A 21360-nucleotide genomic window follows, 5' to 3' on the forward strand; every position below is an offset into this window, starting at 1 on the left:
ATTTAATCCCCTTCAACAAATAGTGACTGGACAACATAGGCTTCCACCATCTGGCCGCTGTCAGTTCTTATATTCAAGACATCACCCAACGTTGTATTCGCTGGGGATACATATGCAAACCCGATGAATCTTTGCAGCGTAGGACTCAACGATAGACTGGTGACCCTGCCCTCAATCTGGCCACTCTTGCTGATCACTAAATTACATTCACATGGAACAGGACCCTGGAAATCTGGCTTAAACGAAAAAGCCACTAGTTTTTTTAGCAGAGGACGTTTGCGGATAATTTGCAAACTGCGTTTACCGATAAAGAAAGGTTTATTGAGATTGATGGCCCAGTCAGCACCAAGCTCAAACGGGTTTGTTAGACCGTCGGTATCATGTCCCACTAATGGGTGGCCCATTTCCAATCGAAGCAATCTTTGTGCCTCTGTACCAAATGGTTTAACACGCTCATCAAGGCTTCCACTGTCTAGCAGCAAATTCCACACCTTAAGCACAGATGAGGCAGGCACATGGATCTCGTAGGCCTGGTTAGAGACAAATCCAACGCGAATCACACGTGCCTTTATTTCTCCTATGGACGTATCAGCCACAGCACCTAATAAAAACTGGTCTTCAGAGAGGTCCAAAAGGGTGATCTTCTGCAGCACCTTTTTGGCCGATGGCCCCGCAATGTTCACCGCGCCATAGGCGCCGGTGACATTGATGAAGGTCACGTTCAGGCCCCAAATCTGATTCCACCGCTGCATCTCACGGTAAACCGCGGCTGCATTGCTGGTACTTGCGGTCACATAGAAGAAATTTTCTGCGATCCGGCAAGCGACACCGTCATCTACCATCACCCCTGATTCGTCCAGCATTAAGGCATAGCGGGAGCGCCCAACCCTTTGATCTTTAAAATTACCCGTGTAGAAACGTTCTAAAAATTCAGCGGCATTGGCGCCATGGATCTCTATCTTGCCCAAGGTACTGACATCAATGATGCCCGCTGCACTTCTGACGGCTTTTGCTTCGTTCTGGATAGACTGCTCTTTGGTTTGCCCATCCACTTTGTAGTAGGCTGGACGTTTCCATGCGCCGACATCTGTGAACACTGCACCGTGTTCTGCGTGCCACTGATGCAGCGGGGTATCTCGATGAGGATGCAACCCCCTGCCTGCCAAATGACCTATTGGTGTTGGATGAAAGAAGGGCCGTGCAGTCGTCGTGCCAATTTTATTGACTGGAAGACTTCTGATGCGCGCCAGAATACGAATCGCATTCATGTTTGAATGTTTGCCCTGACTAGGCCCCATGCCAACGGTCGTGAAACGCTTCATTAATTCGATGTTATCGAAGCCTTCCTGAGCCGCATGAATGAAATCTTTTACGCTGATATCCTCGTCGAAATCCACAAAGTTTTTACCTTTGGGATGCATCACAATCGGATAAGGATGGCTAGGCGATGAGCCAGAAAAACTTTCTACGGTGGTGTCGTTTCCAACATACCCCAAATACTTCAGGGCATCAGAGGCAGCACGGGCGCCATCCTGGAGGCGTTGATTCAAGCCAAAAACACCGTTGACCTTACCTGCAGCGAAAATGCCATTGGTCAGTCTTGACGGTACGAATTGGTGTATTTGATCGTCATAACGCATGCCGGTGCCAGCCTGATAGAGCAATGCAGCAGCAGGCGCCCAGCCTGCACACATGACGATACCGTCACAGTCAATCTGTATGGATTTCCGAATATCGGCCTGCGCAGAGGCTTCATCGTAATCCGCCACAATCGCGCCTTTAACACCTAACTTGCCGGATACCGGCAAAGCTTCATAGATGCAAGCACCGTTATGGATTGGTATACCTTTATTTGCGACCACACTGGCAATGGCATCCGTCTCTCCGCCCGCCCGCATATCAACAATTGCCGCGACCTCTACACCAGCTGCAATCAGATCAAGCGCCACCCGGTAACCATGGCTATTAGCGGTGACGACCACCCCCTTCAAGAATGGCTTAACGGCATATCGTGCCATCAGACGTTGCGCGGCTGAACCAAGCATGACACCCGGTAGATCGTTGTTTCTGAACACAGGAGGTTGCTCAAAGGCGCCACTGGCAACAATCACTGCTTTAGCACGTACTTTTGTGATTCCAGATTCGTCTACGACCGGGATGAGATGATCAGAATAATATCCGGCTGCATAAGCGTTAGTTTTCACTGTTAAATTACGCAGGCTTTGTGCGTCACTCAACATTTTGACTAACTGTTCGTGATGCTCTGAATTGCCTGCATTGTCGTAAGCCAAACTTCCGCCGGGGTTAGCATTTTCATCCACCAGAAGAACCTCTAAGCCTTTACGGGCCGCAGTCAAAGCAGCAGACAACCCTGAAGGGCCTGCGCCAATCACAAGGAGATCGTAATGCGAATGCTGTTTCTTTTTTAAGAGCCGCGGATAGTTAAAGTTCACCACGCCTAAACCAGCTGCGTTGCGAATGATGCGCTCCCAAAAGGGAAACAAACTACGTGGGGTATGAAATGCTTTGTAATAAAAGCCAACGGGTAAGAGCGCCGATATCGAATCAAGAAAACGCTTCTTATCCGCCATCACCCCGCCATCAACATTCACTACTTGCAGTTTCATCCCGGCTTTAATCTGGACAACATCTGCTCGGATATTGGTATCGACACCATCCGTCACCATGATGTTGACGTCATGATTTGCCAGGGTAAAAATGCCTCTGGGCCTATGGTATTTAAAACTACGGCCTAATACTTTTTCGCCAGCAGCCCACAAGGCGCTGCTAATCGTATCCCCTTCAAAACCCTCATATTCTTTACCTTCAAATGAGAATTTAATTTTGTTGTTCCGATTGATCCACTCACCGGAAGTATTTTGCAACCGCATGCTCATTGCGCACCTTCCTGTTCGTATAAATAAGTACGTGCTACGTTGTCGGTTAAGGTGTCTCTTTCTGCCACAAACCAAGTTCCGCTAGGAGAGTGATACCACCATTCTTTTTTTAACCCTGGTGCACCATTGCGGTTATAAACATAATCGGCCCATTCTTTGTCGCTGCATTCAGCCGGGGGCATATCACGTAGTTCACCACCAAAGACAAATTCGCTTAGCGGTCTCACGCCATTAATCGGGCAAGTAAGTAATTTCATTTGCAATCTTCCTGATGCTTAGTGACCGACCGAAGCCGCACCTTTTTCGCCAGTCAATTCGTACTCTTCAAATCTTGAAAGCCTGAAAGGCTTGATGAGATCTGGCGCCATATCGTTAGCAATCGTGGCAGCCATCGTTTTCCCACTGATCGGTGTGGCCTTGAATCCCCATGTTCCCCAGCCTGCATCGAGATAAAAGCCTTCCACCGGTGTCTTGCCCATAATGGGAGAGAAGTCAGGGGTCATGTCTGCCATCCCGCCCCACTGCCTGACGATCTTCACATTGGAGAGGAATGGGAACATGTCTAACATGTGAGACGTCAGTCCCTCCACAAAGTCTAAAGAAGACCTGGTCGAATGAACCTCATAGGGATCCAACGAAGAGCCCATGACCAATTCGCCCCGGGAAGATTGACTGACATAGACATGCAAACTACCGGAAACCAGGATTGAATCCAGCCAGGGCTTCATTGGCTCAGTCACACAGGCTTGCAAAGGATGAATGACAATCGGAGTATCAATGCCAGCCATTTTGCAGATGCGGGGAGTGAACCCTGCCACCGCTGAAAGCACTCGGGGCGTAGAGATATACCCTCGGCTCGTTTGTACTCCTTGAACTTTACCGCCCTTGATATCGATGCCAGTCACCTCTGTACTCTGGAAGATATCGACACCTAATCTATCGGCGCCGCGGGCATAACCCCAGGCGACAGCGTCATGCCGAGCCACAGACCCTGGTCCATGATACAAAGCCCCTAAAATGGGCGCATGGCCACTGCAGCTGATGTCTAGCTGAGGACAGGCTTTTGAGATCTCATCCGGACCAACAACATAACTATCCACGCCCACATGTTTATTGACCTCAGCGCGCCAACGCATTGTCCGCATCGCTGATTCTGTATGCGCCAATGTGAAATGGCCGCGTGTTGAATAAAATAGATTGATATCTAACTCTTCGGACAAACCTTCATATATTTTGACGCTGGCATCGTAGAAGTTCACGCCCTCTGGGGTCAGGTAATTAGACCTGACTATGGTGGTATTGCGGCCGGTGTTGCCGCCACCCAAATAACCCTTTTCAAGCACGGCAACGTTAGTGATGCCATGATCTTTCGCCAAATAGTAGGCTGCAGCCAAACCGTGTCCGCCTCCACCAATAATGACTGCGTCGTAACTTTTCTTAGGGGTCACGTTCTCCCTAAAAAACCGAGTCTCTTTGTACTCTTTACTCAACGCATATTTAAGCAATCTTAGAGGCATTTAACGCTCCGCAACGATCCAACATCAATCTCGACATGAAAATTTTATTCCCAGCAGGAAACAACAATTCCATTTATACGCATTGCAAAAACCGCTGTCAACGGCTTTATGAATATTTTTTTCCTCACAGGAATAAATTTACCTATTTTGCAATGATTTGGTGCATAATTTGGACTAATGAACAGATTTAGAGCATGGGGATATGCTTAAAAAAGTGGTTGAGGGTGGGTTAATGACTAGGAAAGAGTTAGTCAATTAATTTTCCAGCAGAAACTTGATTGACTGAACCTGTGATAATTGAACGAGAAGTATGGATATGGGAGTTTTAGCCGCCAATGACCTCTGATTTGAAAAAAAATGTTGTCCCTATGACTGAAACAGAATCCAAACCTTTGGGTAAACACTTGGGGAATGTCATCAAAGAGGTCAGAAAACAACATGGCCTGACCATTGCCGATGTCGCTGAGAGAGCAAATATTAGTGTTGGAATGTTCAGTAAAATTGAGAATGGTCATGTATCGACCAGTCTTGAAACATTGGAGCAAGTAGCTAACGCACTTGGCGTAACGCTTTCAAGGCTGTTCCGCGACTACAACGCTCCCTCAGGAAATGCACAATTCGTTAAAAAAGGGCATGGTATGGAAGTGGTACGCCGCGGCACAAAGCTCGGCCACACATACCATTTATTAGCCTATGACCAAGGACCTCAAAAGACTTTTGAGCCTTTTTTGATCACGCTGGAAGATCAGGCAGAAGAATTTCCCCCTTTTGAACATGGCGGGACCGAATTTATTCATATGCTTGAGGGGGTATTAGAGTACAAGGTAGGCTTGGAGACTTTCTTACTTGAGCCAGGCGACTCACTGACCTTTAGAGGAGACCAGCCGCATCAGCCAGCCAGGCTCATAGAGGTCCCCATCCGTTTCCTGGCCATTATTCATCACGACCCAGCTGATCATGCAGGAGGCAGCGAATGGCCGCAGTCATAAGTATTCGAGATGCACAAGAAAAAGATGCCGCTCAATTAGCCAACCTTCTACATGCACTATTCAGCATAGAAGCCGATTTCAAACCTGACATGGAGAAACAAAAAGCTGGTTTAAGTATGCTGATATCACAACCAGAACATGGGGTAATCAAGGCGGCATTTACAGAAGACGGGAAACTGATTGGGATGGTTAGCGCGCAACTAGTGATTTCCACTGCACAAGGAGCATTCTCTGCTTGGGTAGAGGACATGATCGTCCATGCAGAATTTAGACAGCAAGGAATTGGTAAAAAACTACTGCAGTCAGCATTAGATTGGGCAAAAGAAAAAGGAGCTACTCGGGCTCAGCTGTTGGTCGATATTGAAAATGAACCCGCGATAGGATATTACCGGCACCTGGGTTGGGAAAGTACACAGTTAAATGCGAGAAGATTATTTTTATAAATTTTGAACTAGTCATCACCTTGAGAAAAGTGAGTAATAGCATGATTGATCGGGCGTGATCAATTGTATTAGTCGCTTTATTTTGGTGCTTCAAAGAATAAAAAAGGCCCTGTAAAAACAGGGCCTTATCTAATTTTAATCAACAATATTTATTATTGTGTCGATCAAAATGGTTATATTCACCATAAATTACGTGCAATAAACTCAAGCCATTGAAATAATTACAATATTCATAGATTGATCTATACATAAATGAATTAAATGTAAATTAAAAAGCTTTAAATTGCCATTATTGCTATTTTAATTAACAATAATTCCTATCATCGCTATTCTCAAAACATAAATCTGTTTAGTCTATAACAACTGTAACAGGTCGAGTGTTTGCAGGAAAAACCCGATCCTCAGATAGAAATTTGATATATGTTTCCTGTATCAAATCATCAGATGACATGGATGCCAATCCATGTGCATAGATTTCCGACATATATCTGATTCGTTTGAAATCAGCTGGCGATAATTTCGTCAGCACTGCCTCTACTTCCGTCCGGTTTAAGCTCATCTCAGATACTTCCCCATTAGATGCTAGAAGCTGTGACTGCTCAGAATGCATTTGCGAACATACATTGAAAATATTTTTTTCCATGTTCGTAAATCAAGCCACATCAGTCTCAGTTCATGTGTAGCAAATCATTTTCTTTTCGGTATTTGGCGCAGCACTACAATTGTGTATTCCATTGATTTTGAGCAGTCATTCCAGCGTGTTGAGCAGTCGTTCCAGTTCTAATGAGCAGCAGCCAAATACATCTGTCGTCTGCAATTTAACTCCAGATCCAAGATTAATATAAATCAACAACTTAAAAATAGTCTTGCAAAGCTCTATTCCAAGCCATTTGCAAAATAAGTTGAGATTTGGCAAATTTTTTGCAAACTAACTTGAGATTTAACCCTAGCAAACTCGCCCCCCACATTAGCAAACAAAGCCGGATTACAGCCTACCTTTCAAGTCTCAACTCAGCAAGTCAAAAAAATAAAGGCCGCATAGATTGAAATTAGAGGTCAAGTAGACTCGAGGCTTGTATTAAAAATCACTTTAACAATCAGCCCTGTCGATTTAGGTTGTTTATTGATTAATATGATTTCAGCATGATGCTTCTGAGCGATCTCCTGAGCGATTGAAAGACCTAGCCCAGACCCTGATGGTTTGTTACTCTGAGCGCGATAGAATCGCTCAAACACTTTGTGAATATCCTCTGGATGAATACCTGGTCCTGAGTCTTCAATTTCTATTTCAATCGCATGATGCTGTGATCTTATTTGAATATTTATCAATCCATCCTCGGGGGAATAGTTGATTGCGTTCACTAAAAGGTTATTGAATAGAATCTCAATTTCATCAGCTACTCCAAAAATATGGATATCTTCAGAGTAGGTCATGCCAACATCCAGTCTTTTTGCTATGTATATAGACCGAAGATCATTTAATACCCTGACGATAAGCGCATTCAAGTCTACTTTGCTAACTGATCCTGGTCGTCCATCAGGTTCGACCTTTGATAAGATCAACAATTGCTCTACTAAACGTTCCATTCGAGTGAGACTGTCAAAAACACGCGGTAGTCGATCTTGCAGTTCTTTTTGATTGGCATGGCTTAGTGACGAGAGCTGTAGCCTCAAAGCGGTGACTGGTGTTCTGAGTTCATGGGCTGCATCGCTGATAAATCTTTTTCTGAGCGTAATAAATGCATTCGCATTTTTCATCCAAACATTTAAAGATCGAATGATTGGAATCAACTCCTTTGGCTGATTATTTTCATGAAATAGATTCAGCTCATCCACATTTCTTTTGGCCATTTCTTCTGACATCACAGTCAGCGGCTTAAATGTTTTTTGAATGATTAACAACGTCAAAATAATTAAAAAGGGCACCACCAGCAATTGGGGAATAATCAGCTTGATGGCTACATCTCGAATGGTTCGTTGGCGTAATTTATAGTCCTGAGCTACTACGCAAGTCAGACCCTCTTGGCTTAAAATAAAAATGCGCCAGCGTTTGTGATCTAACCATTGTGTGAATAGACCAGATTTGTCGGTTTTGGCTGCAAAGACGCCTCGATGCGACTGGTAAATAATCTGGTTATTTTGTTTAATCTGGATAAGATAATCTTGCTCTCCATGCAGCTTGGATTTTCTGAGTCCAGAAATGAAGTTCTGCTCGGGTGCCGCATTTCCAGCAAAATTCTCAATCATAGCCGATGCTAAATGCTCCATATTCGCGTCATATAGCTCGCCTAACTCGTCTTCTGCGGAGTGATAGGATAAAAAAGAAAGCAGCCCAATAATGAAGACGATGCCCAAAGAAAGATAAATAGTCAGTTCAAACTTAATAGAACGCATTTACTTTTCCTTTTTGTCAGGAAAGGCATAACCTATGCCTCGAATGGTCTGAATGATGTCAGGGCCAAATTTCTTGCGGATATGATGCACATGCACTTCAACCGCATTACTGTCGATTTCTTCACCCCAGCCATAGAGCTTCTCTTCCAATTGTGATTTAGAAAAAATCATACCTGGCTGCGACATCAGGTGATACATAATCGCAAATGCTTTAGCGGATAGCCGTTGACTGACTGTATCCGCAGATAATACATAACTGGCTGTATTCAATATGACGCCATTGACTTCCAGCTGATTGGTGAGACGTTCCTCTTTGCGCCTGAAAATCGCCCTCAATCTGGCTTCCAGTTCTTCGATGGCAAATGGCTTCAGCACATAGTCATCTGCGCCTGCATCCAATCCTTCAATGCGCTGTTCGATGGCATCCCTGGCTGTAATTACGATCACTGGCGTTTGATTGCCGGCTTTTCTGAACTCAGTGAGCCATTCAATTCCGTTTTTTTTGGGCAATCCAATATCTAGCAAAATAGCATCGAACATCTCCTGCATAATGGCTTGTTCCGCCTGCATCGCATTTTTCACCCAGTACACGGCGTGTGTACGCATGGCCTGTTGCAGTCCTTCGCCTATCATCTCATCGTCTTCTACTAGCAGAATTTTCACTTTGCCTCTCTCCATGACATGTGCGAGCAGATTAAACATTGAATCTTAAGGTTGCCTTAAGAAAACCACTGCAATATGCAGCCTCACATTATCCATTTTCCCTGTGTTATGAATCGAATCAGCTTTCTCAAGTGTGCGTTGTTGCTGATGCTGACCGGGCTGGCGGCCTGTCGAAGTCCTCAGTCTATCAAACCCCAAGCGCTTGTCGCCAATATCGTTGAACAAGACCAATCATTGCGTGCCAGGCAAACTCAGCAACGTAATGAAACAGATGACTTTCTTTCTGAGCATGCGGCGGTGATGCTGGCGTTGCATCAAAATCCTGCCTTTCAGGCGCAATTAACTGAATTAGATATAGCTCAGGCAGACTTGCAACTCGCCAATCAAATCAGCAATCCTTCCGTGTTTTATGCATTTGGCGTCGTCAACAAACCTTATCGGTATGCCATTGAGTTCCCACTGGAGGCGCTATTGCTCAGGCCATTAAGGCTCAAACAAATGCAAGCGCAATCACAACAGACGCAACTTCAGTTGATGCAAACGGGATTTGCCCTCGTTCGCGACACACGCGCTGCATACGCACAAGCCGTTGTCAGCCAGGAAAAAGTCAACCGACTGGAAGAGGCGTTACGCGTGAATAAGACGATCACCAGATTAGCTAAAACACGTGAGCACCTAGGTGATAGCAGCGCTCAGGACTCGCTGATTGCAGAAAATGAATTGTTACTCGTCGAGCGGGACTTGCAATCTGCAAAAATTGAAGCAGGCATCGCACATACACAGCTCATGCATATGCTTAATCATGTAGATGACAAACGTCAATTATCACTCAGCGACGCACTCTTGCCTTCCTGCTCTGCCGAAGATATTAGCCAATTGAAAAGTGCCTCCATCGCAAGCAGAGCGGATGTGTTGGCTGCTGATGCCGCGATTGAGGCGGTGAGAGAGAAGCGCCGTTTGAATGGATTAAACTGGTTAGCGCCTGCAGCCATTGCTGATGCGACCAGTGGCCAGACCAATGGTCACGTGCTGGCGCCAGCCATCAGATTCAATTTGCCCATTTTCAATCAAAATCAGGCACAGGTCGAACGCGTCGATGCGGAGCTAGTAAAAGCCTTGCACGAGGCTGAAGCGACCAAACTGAAGGCCTCATTGGATATTCAGGTCAGCCACCTCAAGTACCAGCGCGATTGCCAAGAGTGGCAGCAGTTGCAGGCAGCGTTACTTCCTAATTCAGTAAAAGTCATCCATGACGCTGAGACTGCCTATCAGAATGGTGAGATTGCCTATTTAGGTGTGCTGGAGAGCAGCAGAAAATACCTAAATCTTAGACTGCGTGAGACCCAACTTAAAGCCGACATGATCCTGAGCTGGTCGGACCTCATGCGCAGTACCAGTATTCCCCAAAATCTCACGACTAATCATCATTGAAAGAATCATCATGTCGATCAATCACCACATGATAGCCATTAAGTCACATCACGTCAGCACATGCCTCATAGGCATATTAATGCTGTGCCCTGTATTTGGTATATCCGAAACCATCAGTGTCAACGAAAATCAGTTCAATCAGGTCGCGTTATCAAGCAACGCCATCAAGAAACTGGGATTGGACGTCCAAGAAATACGCTTAGCAAAAGCGCTTTCTTCAAAGTTATATCCAGCACAAATCGGATATGCACCTCAAGCACTCACTCACTACATCACGCCCTTTAGTGGGTATGTCGAGTTGAATGCTAAATTGCATTTGGGAGATCAGGTCAAAGCAGGTCAGACCTTATTCAAAATCAAACCTGTGGTGACCCCGGAAACGCGACTCAGTTTGCTCACCAATCTTTCAGATACGGAAGGGCAGCTCAAATCTTCGCATGAACAAGTTGAAGCCAATCGTTTGGTTTTTAACAGAGCCAGACAGTTATTGTTGCAACACGTAGGCAGTCAAAAGAATGTCGATGATGCGCAGGCTAATTTAGCGATTGCGGAAACCAACTTCAATACCATCAAGCAGAAACAGTCGCTGCTTAAACAAGCTGTGGCAGATGGAGCGAGCGGCGTATATGAGATCAAGGCAGCCAAAGAAGGTGTCATTACTCATCTTAATTTTACTTCTGGCCAACTCCTGGGTGCAGGCAGTCAATTAATGGACATTGGGAGTACCAATCAATTGCTGGTTACCGTTTTCGTTCCACAAGCGCAGATTAAAAATCTGCAATTAAATGATGCCTGGATTGCAGACCGTGACATCAGCGATAAAGAGATCCCATTAAAGAAAATCCTGCTGCCCCCAGAAGCCGATCTGCAAACAGGGCTGCGCAAGGTCATATATGCAGCCTCCCAGATGGGAGAGCTCGCCGCCATGCAAAAAATCAGTGTCAACATTCTTGAGCGAGAACCAACACAGATGGTATTAGGCTTACCCTGTTCGGCGATTGTGCTCGATATGTATGGCGGTGAGTGGATTTACCTCAAGGAGGATAAAACGCATTTTCGCCGTGAACGTGTCTTTGTCTCTGACAACACTTCACACACCTGTGTGGTGAATAAACCACATCTTCAAGGAAGATTTGTGGTGTCTCACGGCGCGCAAGAATTATTTGCGCTGGAAACCGGCTATACGCACTAGGGGTGGATGGAATATGTTAAAAAAACTGACGATGCGTGCAATTCAATTACGCCATCTTGTCATTGCCCTGGCAATCGTGCTTATTCTGGCTGGTTTGCGGTGGATTCCAGAAACGCCTATGGATGTCTTCCCGGAGTTTTCCCCAGTCAAAGTGGAGATTCAAACAGAAGCACCAGGGCTATCTAGCCTGGAAACAGAGCAACTGATTTCCATTCCTGTTGAGCATGCCATGAATGGGATCCCGCATCTGAAAACATTGCGTTCAAAATCAGTGCTTGGTCTCTCTTCTGTGGTGATGCTGTTTGATACCAATACACGGATTGATCAGGCCAGACAGGCAGTACAAGAGCGACTATTGTTAGTCAGCCAACGCTTGCCCGCAACCGCCAAAACACCAGTGATGCTACCCCCGTTATCTTCCCTTTCCAGGGTATTAAAAATTGGCTTAACTTCAGATCGTTTATCCGTCCAAGAACTCAGCACTCAAGCATTGTGGACAATACGGCCTCGCTTGATGTCTGTTCCAGGTGTGGCCAATGTGGCGATCTGGGGATTGCGCGAGCCTGAACTGCATATTCAATTTGATCCAGTCAAACTTGCAGAGTATCAACTCTCAGTTTCCCAGGTCAGTCAACAGATTACGTCTGCAATCAATTCAGAAGGATCCGGTTATCTGGATACAGATCAGCAAAGACTGGCAGTCACTTATGACCGGCCCACAACCTCACAAGAAGCATTCAAAGACATGATCGTGGGCATCAATCATGGCATCCCCATTACGCTTGGACAAGTTGCTGAGGTTGAGTGGCATCATGCGATGCCTATTGGTGATGCAGTGATAAATCGCGGAGACGGCTTATTGTTGATTGTTGAAAAACAACCGGATGCCAACACGCTGAAAGTGACTGCAGAGATTGATCGAGCACTTAAAGAATTAAAACCCGGTTTAAAAGAGATGACTTTGGATGCCTCCATATTTAGACCCGCCTCCTTTATTGAGCAGGCCATCGATCACTTGAAACAGGCCATGATGGTTGGCATTGCGTTGGTTGCAATCCTTTTATTCTGGTTTTTACGCAGACCTGGGCCTGCACTGATTAGTCTTGTTGCCATTCCTGTATCGCTGGTGACCGCTATCCTGATGCTTACCTGGCTAGGTATCTCGATCAATACCATGGTGTTGGCAGGGCTGGTGATTGCATTGGGCGAAGTCGTTGATGACTCAATTATTGATCTGGAGAATATACTGCGTGCAGTAGAAACGAATCAGAGCAGCCAGCACCCAAAATCACTACTAAAGGTGATAGTTCAAGCTTCTTATGAAGTCAGAGGCGCAGTGATCTATGCCACGCTGATTGTCATGTCAGTGTTCATCCCGGTATTTTTCCTGGAAGGCATTGCTGGAGCATTCTTTAAACCACTGGCCTATGGCTACTTGTTTGCGATCTCAGCCTCACTGTTGGTCGCCCTGATATTAACCCCTGCGCTTGCCTATTGCTTGTTTAAGAATGGGCGCCATATTTCTTATGCAGCTTCACCAAAGTCTGACTTATTAAACAAATGGTTATCTCACATACTGGAACAACCCAAAAAAATCGTCTTTGGTGCAATGGTTTTATTATGTTTGATCATGTGTAGTGTGCCATTTCTGGGGTCGGAATTTATTCCAGCGTTTAAAGAGCGCGATTTTTTAATGCACTTTGTTTCGCGCCCAACCACATCTGTTGAACAGATGAAAAAAATGACTGTTCGCGCCAGTGAGGAATTGATGCAAATTGATGGCGTCAGAAACCTAGGGGCGCATATCGGTCGTGCAGAAGTCGCCGATGAAGTGGTTGGTCCGAATTTTGGTGAACTCTGGGTTAGCATTGCGCCAAATGTCCCTTATGAAGAAACGGTACAAAAAATCAATCAAACAATCTCTGGATACACCGGAATTTTTACGGATGTACAAACCTATCTGAAAGAGCGCACCAAGGAGGTCATGTCTGGTAATAGTGCCAGCATTGTGATCAGATTGTTTGGCGATGATCTGGAAACGCTAAGAAACAAAGCCGAAGAAATACGTCAAGCAATGGCTGATTTAGATGGAGTGAAAGACCTCAAGGTAGAGGCACAGGGACTGGTGCCACAAATTCATGTGCGTATCAAACATGCCAAGGCTGCGCAATATGGGATCAATGAGGCTGAAATTAAGCAGGCACTGGCTTTGATGACGCAAGGCAAAGTGCAGGGCGAAATACTGATGGATCAGTCGCGCTTTAATGTGCGTCTTATCAGCAATCATCCAGTACGTGATAACTTGATGTCTCTAAGAAAGTTGCAAGTAGTTAGCCCAACAGGTGCCATGGTGCAGCTCTCAGATGTGGCAGATGTGTATGTGCAACCGACACCAAACGAGGTAAAAAGAGAGTCCGCTTCACGGAAAATTGACATCTCTGCCAATGTTGCAGGAAAAGACATCGGTAGCGTTGCAAGATTGATTGAAAACAAGGTCTCACACATCCAGTTGCCCGCAGGCTACTACATTAAATTTATGGGCGAATTCACTGAGCAGAGGTCTGCCACTCACACGCTAATAGCATATACATTCTTGGCGCTAATGGTGGTGTTTATATTGATTAAAATATCGCTTCAATCAGTGCGATTGACATTGATGCTATTTGCAATGCTTCCGGTTGCAATTGCAGGCGGTGTTCTGGGAATATGGTTTTCTGGCGGAGTAACTTCTCTGGGTGCCATGATAGGACTCATTGCCGTGATTGGGATTGCAGCTAGAAACGGTATTTTGATTATTTCAAATGTTCAGCAACAGTCTCAGAACTCACCGATAACAAAGGATATTCTAATTTCTGCTATATCAGGCCGCGCTAGAGCAATCGCCATGACAAGTTTAGCAACAACGATGGCTTTAATGCCGATTATATTTAAAGGTCCAATTTCAGGATATGAAATTGAGTACCCGTTGGCTTTGGTTGTTGTCAGTGGTTTGTCGTTTGCAGTGATGGCCAATGTGCTGGTGTTACCGTCTCTACTGTTGATCACTAAGAGCCGGAATGGGGCATCTCTTTAAAATTAGCTTTGGATATCCGCATAAATCTAGTTAAGCTTTATGCTAGTTGCTTAATCATGCGCTCCAAAAAGATAAACGATTTATTAAGCTGAATCTCGAATTGTCAGAAAACACCTTCTCGTTGTGAATTTGCGATTACGACACCTATTAACTATATGATTTTATTGAAATTGAATCGCCACTGATTCACCAGACACTTTTAAGCTGTAATTAGACTTCATAGGCTTTTCTAGACGATTATCATGTTCAATTCATGCTCACTTGACTGAGGGGATCAAAGCCAATATTATGCGATCAACAACTGACCCATAGTATATTGTGGCTTGACCACTCTGACCTTGGGGGGAAAGGCCAGCGAAAGCTGGTTTTTTCATTTCTAGACTAGCTCCCAATACAGCATCTTTCCTTCCAAACTTCGCAGATAATCTGCTCAGCATCAGTCGAAACTACGAGGTTATAGTTATCTTTTGTTTTTACTTGAAAATTCCAAGGCTTTCATTGCAGTCTGCGCGGCTGACTTAACATATTCATCGCTAAATAACTTATAAAGCTGGGTATCTGGTTCAAATGCTAGTTGCGCTCTTATAAATAATATTCCTACATCCAAATCCTCGGCTTTAAAATAACTTGCTCTCACTTTACCTAAGGCTTTTGCCACTAATTCGACCCCTTCCAAATCCTCTGGTTTAGTTAACTCTTGAGCACAACATCTCCTGAGTACAACCCATAAAGCGTTCCACAGTTTGTTAATGCATGTTTTGTCATCAGGTAGGTTGATTAAAATGAGGACAAAAACCAGTCCAATGCTTTCTTTCGTTCCTAAAGTAACTTCATCTTTGAAACGCACAGCCTCTACCCAGCGAGTCCATAAACTGGTAAGTACAGATTGAGCAGCATTACCATGCACTATGAGATAAGTCATATTCGCAATGAAATGATCGGAAATTTCATCATATGTTTTACTGAATGACCAAACCCCAGTCAGCATTGAATTTAAAGTTTCAGCTTCAATGAAAGCTTTCTTCTCTTCACTTTCCGTTGAAGCTTCTTGTAGATCTTTTGGTATCGATGCGAATAAATATCGGGGTTGGATAATCACCCTACCTAAATGTAAATCGCACATTTTGCCTATGTAGGTAGCAACTTCCTGTGGAGATAAAAGCTGGAGATGCTGATCGGCCCAGTGTAGGAAATCTAAAGTCGTAATTCGATTGGTAAATAAGGACTGATTATCTACTGGACAAACATGAGCACTCTCAATGATGTCATCGCACATGTAGAATCTTCCAGTTTGTAAAAGCGCACATTTTTCCTCTATATGCCAAGGAATGAAATGTGCACTCTCATTACTCTGCTCTAAAGGAGGGTGAATGATCTTCTCAAAATGATTCTGAAGTTTCTCAAGAATCTGAGTGGCTATTTGGTTTTCAATTATTGATGAATGCAAGCTACGGGAGGCTTGCAGTTTCATCAAGACACTTCGAGCAATAACCACTTTGGTAAATGTCTTAAGAAATAAATCCAGAAGACCTAGTTCGTTCATTAATATCAATGAAATCAGACTAACTACAATTTCAGTATCGGCCGTCAATTTAGGGATTTTTGGAAGGTATTCTTGCAAATAAAGAGCCAGATGATAGCCCTGACGCTCTTCACTGACGTACTTATTTAAATTCCAAAGTGTGAAGATATCAGAAACATTTCTCAGGTATCTTCTTGGACGCCAGGTAAATGGAATTGCCACTTCTCCTCTATCCATTTTCCTCTCTAATGCAGTGCCCATTGCCAGGCTTTCGGGTGTTTCCCCAATCGCTTTATTGAGTGCATCTAGAATTTCCTGACCTGAGCCATCTGCAGGTATATTGGCTCTCCAAATTACCTTTGATTTTGGAAACTTTGCACTATACGCATCCATCCGAATTCTTAACGCTTCAGCTTTGGTCTCATCTATTTGGACAGCACTGAATGATGTAATCATTAAGTAAAACTGAAGAAATTGACCTTCATATTCCTCATCATTTTGATCAACCAACGACCCGTATTTCCAGATAAGACTTTCCGCTTCGTCTAGATGGTTACCCATTGCAAACAGTAGTTTGATTAGCGTTTCAATTATTGAGATTTGGGCGTCTTTAGATTTCGAAGTTGCTAACGCGGACCGCATTTGGGTTACAGCGGTTTCAAAATAACCCATGCGTATTGCTATGTTGCAGAAATATTGTCTGGCATTGCTTGTTGCAGTCCCATCCTGTAACAGCATCTGAATTGTCGAGAATGCTCTTTCAGGTTGGCCATTTACTTCAAATGCGATACCCAGCAATGATTTAATTTGATGATTCTCTGGGTAACTTTGGCTGGCAGCATCCAAGACTTCTACTGCTTTGACATGGTTGCCTATGGTCAACAAGGAATGCGCATATATAAGTATTTGATCCGGGAGGAAGCTATCTTTTGTTAGATAGGCTTCTGCTACCTCGACAGCCAATGCTGCTTCTGCTTTATCCAAAGGATAAGTATTGTCTAAAAGGTGCAATCCCATTCTGTATGGGCGTCCGTTCTTCAGCCAATATTCTTTTAACTCAATTAATGCATCAAGTTTTTTAAGTTGAGCATGATTAACCTTGATTGAGCAATCAAGCAAAGCAAGGCAATCTTGCCCTAAAGGGTGTGCACTTAGCTCATTTCTAATTCTCTCAACAACTTTTGGTTGAAATGAAATATCTGCTGCCAAACCTAAGACCAGCAAGGATGAAAAATATGAGTCATTTTTCACTGAGTTTTCGTATAAAGACTCATTGAGAAGTTCAAGTGCGGCTATGGGGTTGCCATCTGCATTGATGGCAGTTGCGATGAGTAGGTCTTGGTTTTCAAATTTAGGAAAGTCTTTGGCAATTTCAGCCAAATTGAGTGCAATCTTTGGCTGCCCGAATTGAATTGCCAATCTTGAAACCATCTCCCTAGTCTTCGTGAGATGTGGTTTTGCTAATGCAAAATCTGTTAGCAATGAAAGGCTGGAATCCATCTTTTCGAATATCATGGAGCTGATAGCAAAGATATCCAAAACATAGTCAACATTGGTAGGCCAGTTTAGTTTTTGCGCCTCTTTCATTGCCTTCAGACTCCAATCATAGGCATCTTTCAAAGCAATCTTATCTATTTTTGGTAAGCCAACACTTGGTACAAATAATTCCTCATCTTCTCTTCTAGGGACGTCTCTTAAAGCACGCTCAAAATATGCTCTGGCCTTGAGTAAGACCAACCAAAATTTGGCTTTTGGTTGCATAATTTGAATAGAAGAAAGCTCTTCAATTTCATCAATTGCACGGTTCCAATCATGTTCAATAATAGAAATTGTGGGGATTGTTAATGCGATTTTTTCCTGTGGGTATCCTTTAATAATCTTACGAGCTTCATCAAACCTACCTGACATTGCTAACAGTCTGGCTTTCATGGCTGTCACATAAGGGCCGGTATGTGGCTTCAACTCTTCCAGCAGTGCGAGGCGTTTTTCTTCTCCCGGCTTACTGAGGTCTAAAGCTTCCATTTGGATTTGATACAAGCCAGAGAGTACCTCATCGTTATTAGTTAACAGTCGAGATGCTAATCTCATGAGGACATGGGCTTGTTCTTGATCTGAGGTTTCTTCTAAAGCTCTTGAAAGTAAATATGCACGGATTCCTGAATCTGTTGGATCTGATTCAATTTCTCCAATTGATGGCGATCTAATAGCTTTGATGACAGCGGTATAGTCACCATTTCTTAAGTTGTTGAGTTGGAATTGGTACAACTCTGCTTGAGCAGAAGATTCAATCAGCCCTTTAATATCCGATGGACCGTCATCAATCATGTAGATGAGCTGCTCTTTAGTACCACCCGTTCCATACATTGCGGTAACGGTGTTCGAATTTAATTCTCGAACGCGTTTTAGCTCAGCTCTTGCATCCCTCAAATCATCTAAATAAGGCCGAACTAAAGGGATTATGTCGAGATCTTCATGAAGTTTTATTTTAGTGGGGATTTTGAGGGTAACGGTTTCCTGATCGTTTGGAATGGACGGTAAAATGTTTTCAAGATCTTCGTTAACTAAATGAAAATAAATCGGGGCTTCCCAGATCTTGTCAGTCTCAGTGAAATCAACAATTAATACTACAGTAGGGGCACCGCTGCCATGCCAAAGTTTAAGTGTTCGGACATTGAAAGAGTGCGAGATAAAATCTTTATTAGCTGACAGGTGACTAACTTGTGTAGTGCCTTTCAGCTGAATATTGATGTAGAACTGCCCGCCATCTTGCTTGTTTGCAAAAATTAGAGCCTCAAAGTCATACCCGTAATCACTTCCATCTTTACGAGATAGGGACCAAAGATCAGGTCTTTGAGCAAAAATTGCGGCCTCAGCTCTTTCTCCAATTGATTGGGCTAGGCTTCTTTTTGGTCCCTGTATATTTTCGCTGGACATGCTGATAATTAAATTTTTAGTGTATTTGAGTTTGTAATCGCAATATTTCTGAGGCCATAATGTTTTAAATTATTAAATGACAGACCTAAAGGTTAAATTAATTTAGATCAATTACGGTCACTTCAATCTCATTAACTTTGGAAATCTTCTTGAACCTATGGTCATGGTGTTGACAGGCTAATTCCACTCGTAATTAAAAAACTATAAAAGGTGTTGTCCAATTGCTCTTAACCAGGTCCTCACCTCATCATTAGTGTCGGTTGCCGTCAACAATTGAGCAGTCATTAAATCAACAGCTGCACGATTCAAACGTCTTTTTGCCTTACTACATTTTCTACTTCGATTTTCACCATCAAGTAACGCCCAAGGAGTAGGAGTAGCAGCTGCTGTATGGAGTAACTCAGCTACGATTTCTGGAACATCATCAAAAGGCTGAATCTGAGGCATAACGATTCCAAATTCGGCTGAAATCGCGTCGCAGTGAAGGTAATTTTCCATCTCTTTAAAATTTGTAGTGAAAGCTTGAGCATGGGGAGCTCTAGCATTTACGGCAGCGGCTGCTACATGATATTTGGGTTGCTGGGGAGGTGGATTATCCCTGTCCATTATATGAACCTCAGGGATAGCTAGACCTTGTAGTCTGTTGGTCCATATTTCTAATGTTGAGCCTCCCATTGGAATAAATACTAGGAGTCCACTTTGTTCAGCTAAAGTAAGATTTGGAATGTCTGATTCAACAGCAGACAAAATGGCGGAAATTCTCTTTAAGAACTCAATGTCATTCGGACCCTCGACGCCTACAAAAACTTTCACATCATGGTTTGGCAATATTCCTAGAGTGTCTTTTAATCGTAATGCAGCCGCCTCATCGTTCGTTGCTACTGACCGTATTAAATGTTGATCTATTTCTATGAATCTAATTCGATCTTGATTGATTTTCCTGGCTAACAATGGATTGTGGGTCGTCATAATGATCTGAGTGGAAGGAGACTCTGCTAAATCAAGCAGTGCTTCCAACAGAAGTAGCTGGTTTGATGGATGCTGAGATGTCTCAGGCTCTTCTATTGCAAGAATGACATCGGGTGCTCCTCGGCCACTTGCAAGTTGCTCAGCTTTTGCACGAAAAAAATTAATAAGAAAAAGGCGCCGTACTCCACTTCCACGTTTATTAAGTGGAACCTGATTTTCTGCAGTTAGCGAAACGCTGAAAACCTTGGACCAATTAAGTGCTGAAAACACTGGATTTAGCTCTGCGGCAAGTGCAGGATCCATCTCTCTGATTTTATCAATTGTGGCTCTAGTCACCGTCTCAACTTGTGCTTTAACCTGAGCTCCAATAGCATCTAGAGCTTGTTGTTGGTTAGCTAAAGCCTCTTTAATCGCAAATTTTAGAGGATCTTGAGCTTCAGCATCCTGGTCAGTGCTAGGGCGATCTGCTCGGAATAGTTGATACAGTGGAAGTGAATTTTGCAGCGACTTCCAAATCGTCTCTTTGATCTCAAGCTGTACCTCTGAAAGGCCAAGTGCCACGCTATCCACAGAGTCCCAAATTGCATTGCGAATTGCAGACTTTATAGTCTGATTGATCCCGTCGAGCTGCACTCCTAAAGTTCGTGCCCGTTGCCGAAGCTGTGCAATACTCAGGTTGAATAGGTCGTTAAAATTTTCAGCAGAAGGATGTAACGCCGTCACATACACCTGTTCGCATTTAGGCGATGTCCCGGAGTATGATTTCCTTATTTCTAATTGGCTATCTGCATTTAATAGATACTCCCGTTGCGGTGAGATGATGGCATCAGTATCTACAACAATTTGAGGTTGCAATTCACTAAAGACACATGTGATCTCAACTGGCGTTCCATTTGGGACCCCAATTGATCTGTCTTCAGAATCAATTTTATCTAAATTGAAAAAAGCATCTAAAGCTTCCAATACAGTTGATTTACCCGCATCGTTTCTGGCAATAATGCAAGTTAACTCATCAAATGTCATTACAAACTCTTCTCGATAGCATCGAAAATTTCTAATTTTTATTTTAGCGAGTTTCAAAGTAACCATCCTTACAATGGAGCTTCAAACATGATGCCAGATTTTTTTAAGTCGCAATAGTGATGTCAAAGCTCCCTGAAATCATTAATTAGCTTTGAATTAACTGACACGATGAGAAAATGTTGATTAAATCAATCACTTTCCTTTCGCCCTTTAAAAATCAACCAGGGATCTATCGATGACTCTAGCAACTTGCTCCATATCAACACCCGAATTTATATAAATATAAGTTTATTCTTGTTACAAGAATAACTTG

At 43.7% G+C, this 21360-nt stretch carries 12 protein-coding genes; 5 read left to right on the forward strand and 7 right to left on the reverse strand.

What is annotated here, in order from left to right:
• Positions 1-2: 2 nt before the first annotated feature.
• Genes ACJ67_RS15195 through ACJ67_RS13865 form a run of 3 tightly spaced genes read right to left on the reverse strand, consistent with a single transcriptional unit; the run spans position 3 to position 4414 of the window.
• The gene (locus tag ACJ67_RS15195) at positions 3-2897 is read right to left on the reverse strand and encodes a 2Fe-2S iron-sulfur cluster-binding protein (RefSeq protein WP_049639568.1); all 2895 of its coding nucleotides are present in this window, start codon (positions 2895-2897) and stop codon (positions 3-5) included.
• A complete protein-coding gene (locus tag ACJ67_RS13860) occupies positions 2894-3154 on the reverse strand; it encodes a sarcosine oxidase subunit delta (RefSeq protein ID WP_049639569.1) in 261 nt (86 codons plus the stop codon). Before ACJ67_RS13860 ends, ACJ67_RS15195 begins: the two co-directional genes overlap by 4 nt.
• 18 nt (positions 3155-3172) lie before the next feature.
• Positions 3173-4414: an FAD-dependent oxidoreductase gene (locus tag ACJ67_RS13865; protein ID WP_049639570.1), complete on the reverse strand. Its 1242-nt coding sequence runs from the start codon at positions 4412-4414 to the stop codon at positions 3173-3175.
• 335 nt (positions 4415-4749) lie between these two features.
• Between ACJ67_RS13865 and ACJ67_RS13870 the strand changes: the two genes are divergently transcribed.
• Both ACJ67_RS13870 and ACJ67_RS13875 read left to right on the forward strand, forming a co-directional pair.
• Positions 4750-5403, forward strand: coding sequence for a helix-turn-helix domain-containing protein (locus ACJ67_RS13870; protein WP_049639571.1), 654 nt, complete (start codon positions 4750-4752; stop codon positions 5401-5403).
• Positions 5388-5846 carry a GNAT family N-acetyltransferase gene (locus tag ACJ67_RS13875; RefSeq protein ID WP_049639572.1) on the forward strand — a complete coding sequence of 153 codons (459 nt, stop codon included), beginning with the start codon at positions 5388-5390 and terminating at the stop codon, positions 5844-5846. The genes ACJ67_RS13870 and ACJ67_RS13875 overlap by 16 nt, the downstream gene beginning before the upstream one ends.
• Before the next feature lie 1056 nt (positions 5847-6902).
• Here the strand turns inward: ACJ67_RS13875 and ACJ67_RS13885 are convergent.
• On the reverse strand, positions 6903-8240 hold the full coding sequence (locus ACJ67_RS13885) for an ATP-binding protein (RefSeq protein WP_049639574.1): 1338 nt from the start codon (positions 8238-8240) through the stop codon (positions 6903-6905).
• Complete coding sequence (locus tag ACJ67_RS13890) at positions 8241-8942, reverse strand: response regulator transcription factor (RefSeq protein WP_197080628.1); 702 nt, start codon at positions 8940-8942, stop codon at positions 8241-8243.
• A gap of 69 nt (positions 8943-9011) precedes the next feature.
• Here ACJ67_RS13890 and ACJ67_RS13895 point away from each other — a divergent pair, with 69 nt between their 5' ends.
• Genes ACJ67_RS13895 through ACJ67_RS13905 form a run of 3 tightly spaced genes read left to right on the forward strand, consistent with a single transcriptional unit; the run spans position 9012 to position 14599 of the window.
• Positions 9012-10334 carry a TolC family protein gene (locus ACJ67_RS13895; RefSeq protein WP_049639575.1) on the forward strand — a complete coding sequence of 441 codons (1323 nt, stop codon included), beginning with the start codon at positions 9012-9014 and terminating at the stop codon, positions 10332-10334.
• A 10-nt stretch (positions 10335-10344) separates the two neighbouring features.
• On the forward strand, positions 10345-11526 hold the full coding sequence (locus tag ACJ67_RS13900) for an efflux RND transporter periplasmic adaptor subunit (RefSeq protein ID WP_082164066.1): 1182 nt from the start codon (positions 10345-10347) through the stop codon (positions 11524-11526).
• A 13-nt stretch (positions 11527-11539) separates the two neighbouring features.
• Positions 11540-14599, forward strand: a complete 3060-nt coding sequence (locus ACJ67_RS13905; RefSeq protein WP_197080629.1) for an efflux RND transporter permease subunit — start codon at positions 11540-11542, stop codon at positions 14597-14599.
• Between the two features lie 460 nt (positions 14600-15059).
• Here ACJ67_RS13905 and ACJ67_RS13910 read toward each other — a convergent pair whose 3' ends face one another.
• Together ACJ67_RS13910 and ACJ67_RS13915 are read right to left on the reverse strand one after the other, a co-directional pair.
• Positions 15060-19055: a DUF4365 domain-containing protein gene (locus ACJ67_RS13910; protein WP_049639577.1), complete on the reverse strand. Its 3996-nt coding sequence runs from the start codon at positions 19053-19055 to the stop codon at positions 15060-15062.
• 201 nt (positions 19056-19256) lie between these two features.
• Entirely contained in the window at positions 19257-21104 is a 1848-nt protein-coding gene (locus ACJ67_RS13915; RefSeq protein WP_197080630.1) for an ATP-binding protein, read from the reverse strand.
• Positions 21105-21360 lie beyond the last annotated feature (256 nt).

It is taken from the genome of Methylophilus sp. TWE2 (genome assembly GCF_001183865.1).
Classification (GTDB): Bacteria; Pseudomonadota; Gammaproteobacteria; order Burkholderiales; family Methylophilaceae; genus Methylophilus.

Excerpts from the sequence above, each read along its gene's own strand:
- ACJ67_RS13905 (WP_197080629.1), top strand. The coding sequence starts at position 11,540 with ATGTTAAAAAAACTGACGATGCGTGCAATTCAATTACGCCATCTTGTC.
- ACJ67_RS13875 (WP_049639572.1), top strand. The coding sequence starts at position 5,388 with ATGGCCGCAGTCATAAGTATTCGAGATGCACAAGAAAAAGATGCCGCT.
- ACJ67_RS13890 (WP_197080628.1), bottom strand. The coding sequence starts at position 8,942 with ATGTTTAATCTGCTCGCACATGTCATGGAGAGAGGCAAAGTGAAAATT.
- ACJ67_RS13910 (WP_049639577.1), bottom strand. The coding sequence starts at position 19,055 with ATGTCCAGCGAAAATATACAGGGACCAAAAAGAAGCCTAGCCCAATCA.
- ACJ67_RS13895 (WP_049639575.1), top strand. The coding sequence starts at position 9,012 with ATGAATCGAATCAGCTTTCTCAAGTGTGCGTTGTTGCTGATGCTGACC.
- ACJ67_RS13865 (WP_049639570.1), bottom strand. The coding sequence starts at position 4,414 with ATGCCTCTAAGATTGCTTAAATATGCGTTGAGTAAAGAGTACAAAGAG.
- ACJ67_RS13870 (WP_049639571.1), top strand. The coding sequence starts at position 4,750 with ATGACCTCTGATTTGAAAAAAAATGTTGTCCCTATGACTGAAACAGAA.
- ACJ67_RS13885 (WP_049639574.1), bottom strand. The coding sequence starts at position 8,240 with ATGCGTTCTATTAAGTTTGAACTGACTATTTATCTTTCTTTGGGCATC.
- ACJ67_RS13900 (WP_082164066.1), top strand. The coding sequence starts at position 10,345 with ATGTCGATCAATCACCACATGATAGCCATTAAGTCACATCACGTCAGC.
- ACJ67_RS13860 (WP_049639569.1), bottom strand. The coding sequence starts at position 3,154 with ATGAAATTACTTACTTGCCCGATTAATGGCGTGAGACCGCTAAGCGAA.
- ACJ67_RS15195 (WP_049639568.1), bottom strand. The coding sequence starts at position 2,897 with ATGAGCATGCGGTTGCAAAATACTTCCGGTGAGTGGATCAATCGGAAC.